Below are 14,562 nucleotides of genomic sequence, written 5' to 3'. Positions count from 1 at the left end.
ATTTTGTTCTATAATGTTGATGGCATTACATCATCATGTAATTGCCATAACCAGGATACATACCATGTCCTCCTCTATGCTTTCTTCCTTTACCTTTACCATCTCTTAGTTTGTAACTAAAAGTAAGGATGTAGAACTTATTCAATTTGTTGGTGTAATAATCTGCAGTATATAGGTCATTAACATAGTGAGATCTTTCATCCTCTTTGCTTAAGATATCATAAGCTGTAAATGATAATTCACCACGTTTATTTTTAAATACTTTGGTAGATATGCCAAGGTTTAGATGCCAAAAGCTATCCACATCGTTGGTAGAAAAGTTATTTTGATAATTGTTGCTTGCATTTGTTCTAAAAACCAAATCTTTATAGAAATTCCAATACATGTTTAATGAGGTGGTTTGAGATAAATATTCAGAACCAGAGTTTGATGTATTATTGGATTTTTGATAGTTGCTTGAGCTGGTGAATGTAAAATCTATTTTTTCATTAATGTTCGAACTAAGTGTCATTCCATGATTCAAGTTCCACGAATCAGTATATGCCTTTTTATCATTAACAAAAGTAGGATTGTGAGAGAATCGACCTCTTGTGTTGATGTTCAGTTTAGACTTTAACTTTTTAAGAGGAAAGCTATACGAAATACTTGTTCCTATTGAATATTGACCATCAAGGTTTACAGGTTCTGAAAATTGTCCTCCTGCAGGTAAAAAGTACTTACCATTTATGGTTGTATCCTTAGCTGCAACAATTGTTCTTCTACCAACAGTATTGTTTGTTGAGGTTGCCATTGCATGAATGGACAAATGGCTTCCTTTTTTCATGTTTGATGCTGAATAAAGAGCCATTAAAGTGTGAGATCTTGATTGCTCTAACTCAGAATTACCTGTTGTAATGTATAATGGATTTGAAAGGTCAACAACTTCTTGTAAATCGCGAATGTTTGGAGTCATTGTTCGTGACATGTAGTTCAAGTTGATTCTTTTTTGATTCTTTAAATTAAGAGAATACCTAACATATGGCTTGAATGAGAAGAAATCCTTATTAAAATCTGTTTTATTCGGGAATGATTCTTCATTTTTAAGCGTAGTCATCTCAAAATCTGCTCCTAAGCTAAAACCATGAGTTTTACCATTAAGGTTATAAGAAAATCTTCCCGCATTTTTAATACTTGAGTTTTCAAAATTATTGGTGGTTAGTTCATCTAAATCGCTATATGAGTTTTCACTTTCATTAAAATTATATCCGTATTTATCGGATTTTTGTTCGTTATAATTAAAACGATATCCTAAACTGGCAAATCCTTTTTCGCCAATAGGTTCGCTAAGCGATATTCCAGCATCAACACCTGAGTTTTTCCTTTTAGAATCTGAAATTCGATTAATACTTTGGCTTACTTCATTGTTTTCATTTAAAGTTTCGGACAATTGTTTGCCATCTGATTCATTGTTGGAGTAATTAAATCCGGCATTTAAATTCAAGGAACGACCTTTTTTGCCTAAGTTTTTTGAATAGTTTACGGATTGGTATATTGAGTAATCTTTATTATCTGATGAGTTTTGATTGTTGCTCGAGTTTAAAGGATTACCATTTAATTTGGTATCCGAAATAGAATTGGAATTTGATTCACCATCATTTGTAGAAATATTAGTGTTCAGCATTAACCTGTTTTTCGGACTGGAGTTTAATGATACTCTCAGGTTAATACGGTGATTATTGTTGTCATTGGTTGATTGGTTTGTTGAATTTTGAACTTGACCTGCTAGAGCATCAGATGTATAGGTTCTTACGCTACTACTTTTGTTTTCATATTTTTGATTGCCATATTCGTAGCTAAATTCAATGTCATTTTTATTTTTCGAATTTACAAAGTTGATCCCAAAAGAGTCATCCTGAATGTCATTTCCATCAATGCTTCTATTTCCAAAATTTCTGTTGCTTAATTTTAGAGGGGCATTTACATCTCTTGACTTTGCAGTAATTGTAATGCTATTGTTATCTGAAAAACTGTTAATGTTCCCATCGAAGCCATACCTGTTATCTTTCCCAAATCCTGCAGCCACATCACCAAAAACAAGTCTTTTATTTTTCTTATTGGTAACAATGTTTAGTGTTTTTTTATCTTCTTCGTTTCTTTTTAAACCTGTAAACTTTTCTTCATCGCTTTTGTATTCATAAACCTCAATGTTTTTAATTACATCGTTTGGAATAGTTGCTAAAGCCTGATTCATATTGTTCCCAAAAAATTTTTTCCCATCAACCAATATTTCAGCAACCTCTTGCCCTTCTACAATAAGCTTACCATCCATTTCGTAAAAACCAGGCATTTTGGCCAATAGTTCCCCTGCAGTAGCATCTGGATTTACTTTAAATGCATCTGGGTTAAATACTGTAGTGTCGCCTTTAAGTTTTGTTGGCGGTAAGGTTTCTGTGATATTAATTTCTTGAAGAAATTCAGTGTTTTCAATCAATTTAAACTGACCTAAATCAATGGATGCTTTATCAACGGTGATTGATTTTTTTACATCCTTATAGCCGATAAAAGAAACCTGAAAATCATATTGTCCTGGCTTTACCTTTATATTGAAATTACCCAATTCGTTGGTGATGGTACCTGTTTTTTGAATGGTATCTGATTTATTTATTAATAGAACTGTTGCTCCAGGTAGTGAACCTTCTTCCTGTGAGTCCAATACTTTGCCAGTAAGGGTATAACTCTTTTGAGCAAATAGTGATAATCCTGTTAGGATGAAAAATATAGATAGTAAAATTCTGTACATTAATCTTCGTTTTAAAATTCAATTCAAAGATAAGTTCACCTCCATACTTTATTAACTGATTTAAGGTGAATCAAGGTTAAATAAGGTTAATGCTAAAAATTGCATGTTTATTATAATACTCATGTTTTAAGCGTATTGTGCGTTGTGTAGTGTCGTGTTGTTGTTAAGAGTTGTTAATTAAAAGTCTTTGATATAGCTTAAAAAAATTATTTGTGATGTTTTGTGGTATTATATCAACTTTGCATATTTTTATGAAACCTTATATATTTCAATAAACAAAATCACCATTGCTTTGAATAAATCTACTACAATACTACTCCTGTTGCTGCTTGTAAATTTTTCCTGTATAGCCAAGGTAAAAAACAAGGGAATTCCCTTTATAAAGAACTTTCCAAGAAGTGAATATCATGGGGGAACACAAAATTGGGATATTGCACAATCTACTAAAGGCTTGATGTATTTTGCCAATAATGAAGGTGTTTTGGAGTTTGATGGAACGAATTGGCGTTTGATTGAAATGCCAAATAACTCCGTGGTTCGTTCTTTGGTTATTGATGAATCGGATAAAGTATATGTAGGAGCATACAATGAGTTTGGATTTTTAGAACCCGACGAAAAAGGGAAGTTGAATTTTCATTCTCTGGTAAGTCTAGTACCTGAAAAAGATAGAGATTTTAAAGAAATATGGCAGATTTATCTTTATAAAAATGGCATTGTATTTCATAGCTTTCAAAAGGTATTCTTTTATAAAGATGGAAAGATATCTGTCTTGGGTGATGGTGAACTCTTTCGTCAGAGTTTTGTAGTTGGCGATGAATTTTACGTTCAAGTACCCAAAAGAGGTTTTTGTAAGCTAAATGGTCAGAATTTTCAATTGGTTGAAGATGGAGAAAAATTAAAAGATTTTGAAATAGTAAGTGTGTTACCTTATTCAGAAGATGAACTTCTAATTGCGACAGCTCTGCATGGCTTATTTATTTATAACGCCGATTCTATAGAAGTATGGGATTTAAAGGTAAATAAGTCCTTTGTAAAAGACCAGATCTACTCAGGATTGGCTGTTAATGAGAAGCATTTTGTTTTTGGTACGGTTAGAAATGGATTGTATATCCTAAACAAGCAAGGACAAATTATTCAACATATCAATACTGATTTAGGTTTACCGAATAATACCATACTTAGTTTATTTCAGGATTCGGAGGAGAATTTATGGCTGGGTTTGGATAATGGAATTAATCATCTTGAAATTAGTTCTCCTGTTTCAACCTTTCCAAGAATAAGGGATATAGGAACTGGTTATGCATCAATATATCACAATGGATACTTGTATCTGGGTACGAATATGGGCTTGTTTGCTCAAAAGTATGATTTTTCAGATTCAACTTTAGATGCTGAGGAGAAGTTTAATCTAGTTGCAAATACTGCCGGACAGGTTTGGAGTTTAGAGGTAATTGGAGGAGAATTAATCTGTGGACATACAAATGGTACATTTCGAATCGATAAGAATCGTGGAGAATTAATTTCTGATGTTGAAGGAGGTTGGAAATATTTATACCATAAGGATTTTCCGAATAAAATGATAGGAGGGACTTATTCTGGCTTAATTCTTTTTGAACGAGATTCAGAGAGAGACAAATGGAAGTTTAAACAAAAGATAGGTGGTTTTAATGAATCTTCAAGAGAATTACTTTGGGGAGCAGACAATAGCATTTGGATGAGTCATGGATACAAAGGGATTTATAGGATTGTGTTGAATAATGCCTTGGATTCTTGTATTAATGTTCGTTTATATGGATCGGAGGATGGTCTCCCTTCTGATTTGAGTGTCGGTCTTCATGAAATTAGAGGAGAAAAAGTTTTTACAACAAATGAAGGAATTTACAAGTTTGTTCCTGAGCTTAATAAGTTTGAGGTATATTCTTCATTAAATAATTTATTTGGTAAGAAAAAAGAGCTTACAAAGCTGTTTCAGCAATCAAATGGTGATGTTTGGTATTTTCAGGATGAAAGAGTTGGAATATTAAAATTACAAGTAGATAATACCTATGCAAAGCAGGAATTGGCATTTTCTACTATACGAGGTTCTTTTATTGGAGCATTCGAAAATGTGTGTGAAATAGACAAGCGAAATGTGTTAATTGCTACTGAAGATGGTTTTGTTCACTACAATCCAGAAATTCGAAAAAGATATGAAAATACATTTCATACTCTGATTCGAGAAGTACGAGTTGAAGGTAAAACACAAGATTCAGTAATTTATGCAGGAAACAAAACAAACAAGGAAAATTCAGTAGAATATATAAAGTTTAGGAATAATGAAATTCTTTTTCAGTTTAGTGCGCCGCAATCGAGTCATGCACAGTTCGTGAATTATAAATATCAACTACAAGGATTTGATCAAGATACTTCGATATGGGAGACAAATACTAGTAAAGAATATACCAATTTAAGAGAAGGAGAATATGTGTTTAGAGTGTTGGCAAAAAACCAATACGGTGTGCAATCTGCTCCCGATGAGTTTAAATTTATCATTCTGCCACCATGGTACAGATCGAAACTGGCTTATTTTGTATATCTATTCATTTCAATGCTTATCATTTACGGTGTGATTTTATTGGTTCGTTTGAGAATGAAAAGGATGCAACAAAAGTTGGAGAAACAGCAGGAGGAAGAACTTAGAATTAAGGAACAAAAATTTAGGGAAGAGGCATTAATTGCAGAGAGGGAAATTGTAGAGTTAAGAAATGAGAAGTTAAAAAGTGAAGTGGATTTTAAAACTCGAGAATTGGCAAGTTCTACTATGAATATCATTCATAAAAATGAGGTTCTTTCTTATGCCGTAGGAGAACTTAAAAAAGCATTGAAGAAGATAAAGGATCCAACCGCTTTGGTGCAGGTTAGACAATTAATGAAAACTTTAGATTCGGAATTTAATAGTAATCAGGATTGGGAACAGTTCGAATTGCACTTCGACCAAGTGCACGAAAATTTCTTAAAGAGGTTAAGGAATGCCTACTCACAATTAACACCGAAAGATCTTCGTATGTGCGCTTATTTAAGAATGAATTTATCAACTAAGGAAATTGCGCCTTTAATGAATATCTCAGTACGTGGAGTTGAAATTAGTCGATATAGACTTCGGAAAAAGTTTGATCTTACAAGAGATGAAAATCTAATCGATTTTTTACTGAACGTGTGAAAATATCAATTTATAGAGAAAAGAGCAGATCCGCGAGGCATATTTGCCCTTTTTGCTTTTTGATGTATATGACGTGTGTAATTTTTAAGAAATGCTGTATTTACAAAACATCTTTAAGTCAATGAGTTAAATCTTTGATAAAGTGTAATGATGTAGTAATGATGTATTGGGTTTTATTTGATGATGTGTTCGTGATGTAGCTGATTTTTTGACATTGAGTTAACATTGGGAGATATTGCAAACGATTTAGGTGAATAAATGTAACCCAAATTTATGAGCTAATTTTTTCTAATCTTAACGAACTAAATTTATGAAAAAAACAGTTGTGTTAATAGTTATGGCACTCTTTTGTTTGCAAGCATTTGCTCAAAATAATGCTATAACTGGTATTGTTACCTCCGGAGAAGATGGAACTCCTATTCCATTTGCTTCCGTTGTTGTTAAAGGAACAACAGTTGGTACGTCAACCGATTTTGATGGTAAGTATTCTATAGAGGCACAAAAGGATGCTACTTTGGTGTTTTCAATGATTGGTTTTGCCACACAGGAGATTTTTGTTGGAGACCAAACTGTTGTTAATGTAATTCTGATGACTGAAACTACAGGACTTGAAGAGGTTGTGGTTGTTGGTTATGGTACTCAGAAAAAAAGAGATGTTACAGGTGCAGTAACTGTACTTGGAGCTAAGACAATTGAAGAGATCAAACCAGTAAGAGCCGAGCAAGCTTTGCAAGGAACAACTTCAGGTGTTGTGGTAAGTTCTTCTTCAGGAGCTCCGGGAGCTGGCTTGGACATTAGAATTCGTGGGATTTCTACAAATGGGGATGCCTCTCCAGTAGTTATCATCGATGGCTATGAAGGGTCACTGGAAACTTTAAGTCCTGATGATATTGAAAGCATTACAGTGTTAAAAGATGCCCAGGCAGCTATCTATGGTACAGTTGGTGCAAATGGTGTTGTATTGGTTACAACCAAAACAGGTCGTAAGAACACGGCTCCTGCAATTCGTTTTAACAGTTCTGTTGGTATTCAGGAGACTTCTCGCAAATTACCAGTGTTAAATGCAACAGAGTATGCTGTATTATTAAATGAAGCTTACGCAGCAAATGGCGAAGATTTGCCATTTACAAATATTTCAAATTTAGGTAAAGGAACCAATTGGCAAAATGAAGTATTCTCAACTGCACCTATCTACAAGAATGATGTGAGTTTAAGTGGTGGTTCTGATAATGTGGTGTATTCTTTAAGTGCTTCTGATTTAGATCAGAAAGGTATTGTTGGTAAAGATAAATCGGGATATAAGAGAAATACTGCAAGAATGAACTTAGGGATTGATCTTTCTGATAAGTTAAAGTTTAAATCATCAGTTATTTATACTTTTTTAAGAAGAAGATCAATTAATGAAAATGGATTGGGATCGGTATTGTTTAATGCCTTAAATATGCCTTCCACTATGCCAGTTTACAATGAAGATGGCTCTTTCTTTTTAGCACCAAACAGTTTGGGTAATGAGGTTATCAACCCATTGGCACAAATTGATAATACTTATAATATTTATAAGTCGAATCGTTTGAGTGGAAGTTTCAGTATGGAATATACCTATTCTCCACAATTAAAGGCAACAGCTCGTATTGGTTTCAATACAGGTAGTAGCAAGGAAAAATCGTTTGCCAAGGAAATAAGTTATGGTGGAAAAGTATTTGATAATGCAAGAAGTAGTGTGTTCCAAGCTAGAGATAACTTCAATGATTACACATTCGATGCTTTTGTTACCTATGACAATACTTTCCTTGAAAAACATCATGTAACAGCAACTGTAGGTACTACAGTGTATAAAAACTGGGGTGATCATTTAGATGCAACAGGTTTTGATGTGCCTAATAACTCGTGGGAATTTGCTGATATTTCGTTAACAGAAGGAACAAGTGAAGCAAAAACGAATAATTCATGGGATTACGATGATAGAAGGTTATCATATTTTGCTCGTCTACAATATGATTATGAAGGAAAATATTTGCTTTCTGGAATGTTCAGACGAGATGCTTCTACCAAATTCGGTCCAGATGAAAGTGTCGGGTACTTTAATTCAGCTACTGCAGGTTGGGTAATTTCGGATGAGGATTTTATGAGTGATTTGGATTTCATCGACTTTATAAAGTTAAGAGCAAGTTATGGTTTCCTTGGTTCTGATAAGATTGATCCTAACAAATTTTTATCATTAATGGATGGTGAAGCAACCTATATATTCAACGGACAGTTAGTGAATGGTAGAGCTATTGGAGCACTTCCAAATAATACCATCAAATGGGAAGAGTCTGAACAATTTGATATTGGTTTAGATGTGAAATTATTGAACAACAAAATTGATATTAATGCTGATTACTTCGTAAAAACTACAAATGATTTGCTAGTTGCAGGTGTACCTGTTTCCGGAATTCTAGGTGTTAGTGGTGCTGGTGCTGCTGGACCGACGATCAATGCAGGTGAGGTTCGTAACCGAGGATTTGAATTTGCTTTAGGTTACCGAGGTAAAATTGGTGAAGATTTGGTGTTTAAGGTGAATTATAATATGACAACCTTAAATAATGAGGTAACTAAAGTAAATAATGGAACTGGATTTATCGAAGCTGGTGAATTTAGTGTAGGACAACCTAGCCCAACTAGAATGGCAGTTGGACAGCCTATTGGATCATTCTTTGGTTACAAAACAGACGGATTATTCCAAAATATGGCAGAAGTTAATGCTCACCCATCACAAATTGCTTTGGGAGCAGAAGCTCAGCCTGGTGACTTAAGATATGTTGATACCAACAATGATGGAGTTATAAATGCTGATGATAGAACATATATTGGAAATCCAATTCCAGATGTAACCATGGGGTTAAACTTATCAATTAATTATAAGAACTTCGATTTTTCAGCTTATGCATATGCATCTTTGGGCAACGATAAACTTCGTAATTATGAACGTTCAAATGTGAATGTAAATAAACTAAGTACCAATTTGGAACGTTGGACTGGTGAAGGTACAAGTAACTCCGTACCAAGGCTAACAACAGGAGCTACTGCAAATCAGGTAATATCGGATTACTATGTTGAGGATGCTTCTTTCTTGAGAATTCAAAACGTACAATTGGGTTATACACTTCCTGAAAATATTACTTCTAAACTGAAAATCGAAAAACTAAGATTTTACGGTTCGGTAAGCAATCTGTACACATTCACTGATTATACTGGTTATGATCCTGCTGCATCAAATGGCGATCCTATTACTTCAGGAATCGATTATGGGTTCTATCCTGCAGCGAGAACCTTTACGTTCGGATTAAATCTAAACTTTTAAAAAAGCTCAATCATGAAAAAAATAAAATATAGCATTGCAGTTCTAGGGGCTTTTGTTTTAGCCGTTAATATATTGATTTCCTGTTCAGATGATTTTGCTCAGGAAGCACCAAAATATTCTATTGATTCTGAGAATTTTTTCAACTCAGAGCAAGACTATTACAATGGTTTGGTCGGTGTTTATGATGCATTACAATATACCTATGTGAATGTAATTTTAGGTGAAATTGCATCTGATAATACTTTGTGTGGTGGTGAAAGTGCTACTGATGTTGTTGGATGGCAGCAAGTTGATGATATGATTCACACTCCGGTAAATAGCAACTTACATGATGTGTGGAATTGGATGTTCGCAGGAGTACAGAGAGCAAACTACTTTATGGAGTTTAAAGATAAAATCGATTTTGATGGAAGATTATCGATGATTGGAGAAGTTCAATTCCTAAGAGCTTATTACTATTTTGAATTGGTAAAATGGTTTGGTCCTGTGCCTTTGAAAATAGATGAGCGTTTTGTTTTAGGAGATGAGACTACAATTCCTAGATCACCGGTAGCTGATGTTTATGCACAAATTGAAAAAGATTTAATTGATGCAATTGATGTATTGCCAGATGTGCCAGAGCAAACAGGAAGAGTAACAAGAGGAGCAGCTAGAGCATTACTAGGAAAAGTATACTTATTCCAGGATAAATTTAGTGAGGCTGCAAATGTACTGGATGAGGTAATCACAAGTTCAAATTATTCTCTTGTTGAAGATTATGATGATATTTTTGAAATGTCAGGTGAAAATGGTGTTGAGTCTGTTTTAGAAGTTCAATACACTGATGTTGAAGGTGCAGGATTTGGATGTCTGCAATGTAGCGAAGGAAATGTTGCTGTTGGTTTTAGTGGTGTAAGAGGTTACGATGGACCATTGTTTACTTCAGGATTTAGTTTTAATGTTCCAACCCAAGAGGCTGTAGATCAGTTTGAGCCAGGTGATCTTAGAAAAGATATTGCAATTTTAGATATTGTTGCTTGGGCAGAAAGCGAGGGAGCATCCTATACTACAGGTTTTGAGCATACAGGTTATTTTAACAGAAAGTATCTTCCAAGAAAAAGAAGTGAAGAAGCTCAGGGAGATTTGAACCTAACCAACCCGAATAATTACAGAGCTATTCGTTATGCAGATGTTTTGCTTATGGCAGCAGAAGCATATAACCGTGGAGGTATTTCAGATACAAAAGCACAAGAATACATTTCAGAAGTAAGAAGAAGAGCTTTTGGTGATACCAACCATGATGTAACCTTAACAGGTGCAGCATTAACCGATGCAATTTATCATGAAAGAAGAGTTGAATTAATGGGAGAAGGTCATCATTTCTTTGATCTTGTTAGAACAGGAAGAGCTGCTGATGAAATCGAAGGTTTCGTAGCGGGTAAACATGAAGTATTCCCTATTCCTCTTGAAGAAATTCAATTTTCAAATGGCAATTGGTCACAAAATCCTAATTACTAAACAAGATTATTCAATATGAAAATATTAACTAAAATAAGCGCATTTATTTTCATCCTAGGTGTCTTTTTTGCCTGTGAAACAGATGAAGATAACTTGTATTCGTTAGATTACATAGGTGCTCCTACTAATGTGGAAGCAGTATTCGATATCACACAAGATAATTCAGGTCTTGTTAGCATTACTCCTAACGCAGAGGGAGCTCAGGAATTTATTATTGATTTTGGTGATGGTTCGGAAACAGAAACTTATAAACCAGGAGATGTAGCTGAACATGTTTATACGGAAGGAGTATATTCGGTAAAAATAATTGCTACCAGTATTAATGGTAAAACATCAGAATTCGTTCAGGAATTAAATGTAACGTTTAAGGCTCCTGAGAATTTGGAGGTAAGCATTACGAATGATGCTCAAAATCCAAGAATTGTTAGCGTAACGGCAACTGCGGATTTCGCAACAGTATTCGAAGTATATTTTGGAGATGTGGAAGATGAAGAACCTACAATGTTAATGCCGGGTGAGTCAGTTTCTCATACTTACGAAGCTCCTGGTGATTACGATGTAAGAATTATAGCAAAGAGTGCTGGTGCGGTAACTACAGAATATACCGAAACGGTAAATGTACCTGAAGCTTCTGATCCTGTTAATTTACCTGTTGATTTTGAGTCATTCACGATCAATTATGCATTTGAAAACTTTGGAGGTACAACTTCATCTGTAATTGATAATCCTGATGTATCTGGAATCAATACAAGTGCTAAGGTTGCTCAATCTGTTAAAGCTGCCGGAGCAGAAGTTTGGGCTGGATCATTCTTAACTCTTGAAAATCCAATTGATTTTTCAAGCAATACAACATTTAAAGTTAAGGTTTGGTCTCCTAAAGCAGGTGCTGTAGTGAAGTTGAAAGTTGAAAACTTAGCAGATGGTGATATCGGTTTTGAAGTAGATGCAACAACAACAGTAGCTAACGAATGGGAGGAGTTAACTTTTGATTTTTCAGCCATCGATCAGGCAAATGAGTATCAGAAAGTAGTAATTTTCTTCGATTTTGGTAACAATGGAGATGATTCGAACTATTACTTTGATGATATTAAACTTGTACCTGCATCCATTCCAGCTTTCTCTTCAATTGAAGATTTTGAAGGAACAGCACCTACATTTACAGTGTTTGGAAATATTGCTGATGTAGAGGTGGTTGACAATCCTGATGCAACAGGAGCAAATATAACCGCTAAAGTTGCCCAGCTTACAAAAACTGCAGGTTCAGAAACCTGGGCAGGGGCATTTTTCGAAGCAAGCTCAGCATTGGATTTTGATAACTACAGCATGATTAAGGTGAGAACATGGTCTCCAAAGTCTGGTATCGTAGTAAAATTAAAACTTGAAAATGCTGATGCAAGTATTACTCATGAAGTAGATGTAAATACTACAATTGCAAATGCCTGGGAAGAGTTAACTTATGACTTTAGCGATGCTCCTGCAGCTGACTATGTAAAAGTGGTTATCTTCTTTGACTTTGGTAATACGGGTGATGATTCAGTTTACTATTATGATGAAATTGGTTTAGCAAATGAAGGTGGTTCAGGTAGTGCAGCATTAAGCTTGCAGGATTTTGAAGGAACAGCTCCTGAGTTTACAAATTTCGATGGTGGAAATGCATCTGTAATCGATAATCCCGACGTTTCTGGAATTAACACAAGTTCAAAAGTTGGACAAATGGTTAAGAATGGTGGACAAACCTGGGGTGGAGCTTACTTTTCACTCGAGAACCCAATGGACTTTGCAACTTACAAGAAAGTGAAAATGAAAGTGTGGTCCAATAAAGTAGGTGCGAAGGTGTTGTTTAAGGTAGAAAATAAGGACGATTCAAGTGTGAATTATGAAGTTGAATTAACAACTACCGTGGCGAATACATGGGAAGAATTGACCTATGATTACTCAGGAATCGACGCTACAAAATCATACCATAATATTGTTTTAATATTTGATAACGGTACAACAGGAGATGGTTCTGCTGATTTTACCTACTATTTTGATGATATTGAATTAACCAATTAAACTTTGAGCAATGTTGAAATATTATAAATATATGAGTGTAATTCTGATTAGCATTCTGACGCTATTTTCCGCATGTCAGGAAGATGATTACGAATTAGGAAAAATAGAGACCCCAACTAATTTGGAAATTAGTTTTGAGGTGGTAGGCGTTGATGCTGAGAACCCTTATGGAGATGGAACTGGCTTTGTGAATTTCAATGCAACGGCTAATAATGAAATAAACTACACCTATGTTTTTGGAGATGGAACTGATAAAGAAGTTTCTGCAGATGGTAAGATAACTCACAGATTCTCACTACCTGGAATTAATACTTACAATGTTACAGTTTTAGCTGTTGGAACCGGAGGTGTAACAACAAGCAAATCAGTTCAAGTTGAAGTGTTTAGTAGTTTCAGTGATGAAGAAGCAGTAGCCTTCTTAACTGGTGGCACTAGTAAAACATGGTATTGGGCAGCTGATCAACCAGCGCATACTGGTTTAGGACCAAACTTTGAAGATTCGGGTAAAGCATATGCTGCATGGTATGCTGCTACAGCTTTCGAAAAAGAATGTATGTATGATGCTGAGTTTGTATTCACAAAAACTGAAGGAGGTGTAATATTTGAACAAACTGTGGGTTCAGCCTTTATACCAGGAACTTATGCAGGTAAAATTGGAGTAGAAGGTGACTTGTGTTACGGTGAAGATGTAGCTCCAGGTTTATATGGCGTGAAAAATGTAACTTTTGCACCAGCAAGTTCAATTGCAACAGAAGATGGAGGTTATAGAGGAACTAGCTTTAGTATATCAGATAATGGATTCATGTGCTGGTATGTTGGTACGAGTACTTATGAAATCATTGAGATTACTAATAATATTTTAAGAGTTCGTGTTGAAGAAGATGACACTTTTGCATGGTATCATATTTTCACTTCAACAAAACCTAGTCAGGAACCAGCCGGTGTTGATGTAGAGTATACCAATTTAGTATGGTCGGATGAGTTTGATACTGACGGAACTCCTGATGCTGCAAAATGGGATTATGACCTTGGTGCTGGAGGTTGGGGTAATAATGAATCTCAAACTTATACTAACGATGCAGCTAATGCCAGCATTTCAGAAGGGACTTTAAAAATCACTGCAAAAGCAGATGGAGGATCTTATACTTCAGCTCGTTTGAAGACTCAAGATAAATTTGAGTTCACTTACGGAAGGGTTGACGTTCGTGCTAAACTGCCTACAGGCGGTGGTACATGGCCTGCAATTTGGATGTTGGGAGCAAATTTCCCTGATGTAGGATGGCCAGCTTGTGGAGAAATTGATATCATGGAAGGTATTGGTAACAATCCTGGACATATTCAGTGTGCATTGCATACTCCATCAAGTTCGGGAGCAACCGAAAATATGGCATCAACAACTGTTGCTGATGCTTCAGATGAATTTCATGTGTATTCTGTAAACTGGTCTGAAAATCAGATTACATTCCTGATTGACGATGAGGTTTATTACACCTATGCACCGGTAGACAAAAACGCAGACAACTGGCCTTACAATGCTGATCAATTTCTGATTATGAATGTGGCTATGGGTGGTACACTTGGAGGTACTATTGATCCTGCTTTTACTGAATCTTCTATGGAAATTGACTACGTAAGAGTATATCAATAATTATGAAAAAAGATATAGGCTGTTCCTGTTATTTGAACAGC

Annotated in this window: 6 protein-coding genes; 5 read left to right on the top strand and 1 reads right to left on the bottom strand. The window is 35.1% G+C overall.

The genetic code is table 11. From position 1 onward, the window contains the following. Positions 1-25 precede the first annotated feature (25 nt). On the bottom strand, positions 26-2,779 hold the full coding sequence (locus tag DF185_RS17210) for a TonB-dependent receptor (RefSeq protein ID WP_110361996.1): 2,754 nt from the start codon (positions 2,777-2,779) through the stop codon (positions 26-28). 292 nt (positions 2,780-3,071) lie between these two features. On the opposite strand from DF185_RS17210, the gene DF185_RS17205 reads away from it, so the two are divergent. From DF185_RS17205 to DF185_RS17185, 5 genes are all read left to right on the top strand, one after another. Further along, positions 3,072-5,978, top strand: coding sequence for a triple tyrosine motif-containing protein (locus DF185_RS17205; protein ID WP_133250070.1), 2,907 nt, complete (start codon positions 3,072-3,074; stop codon positions 5,976-5,978). Positions 5,979-6,288: 310 nt separating this feature from the next. Continuing rightward, positions 6,289-9,321, top strand: coding sequence for a SusC/RagA family TonB-linked outer membrane protein (locus DF185_RS17200; RefSeq protein WP_110361994.1), 3,033 nt, complete (start codon positions 6,289-6,291; stop codon positions 9,319-9,321). A gap of 12 nt (positions 9,322-9,333) precedes the next feature. Further along, positions 9,334-10,818, top strand: coding sequence for a RagB/SusD family nutrient uptake outer membrane protein (locus tag DF185_RS17195; RefSeq protein ID WP_110361993.1), 1,485 nt, complete (start codon positions 9,334-9,336; stop codon positions 10,816-10,818). 15 nt (positions 10,819-10,833) lie between these two features. Continuing rightward, positions 10,834-12,873 (top strand): hypothetical protein, encoded by a 2,040-nt coding sequence (locus DF185_RS17190; RefSeq protein ID WP_110361992.1) that lies wholly within the window; start codon positions 10,834-10,836, stop codon positions 12,871-12,873. Positions 12,874-12,883: 10 nt separating this feature from the next. Further along, the gene (locus tag DF185_RS17185; RefSeq protein ID WP_207784685.1) at positions 12,884-14,521 is read left to right on the top strand and encodes a family 16 glycosylhydrolase; all 1,638 of its coding nucleotides are present in this window, start codon (positions 12,884-12,886) and stop codon (positions 14,519-14,521) included. Positions 14,522-14,562: the final 41 nt, after the last annotated feature.

It is taken from the genome of Marinifilum breve (assembly GCF_003202155.1).
In the GTDB taxonomy this organism is placed as follows: domain Bacteria; phylum Bacteroidota; class Bacteroidia; order Bacteroidales; family Marinifilaceae; genus Marinifilum; species Marinifilum breve.
The sequence above is the reverse complement of the archived record's forward strand: the minus strand, read 5'-3'. Positions and strand labels throughout refer to the sequence as shown.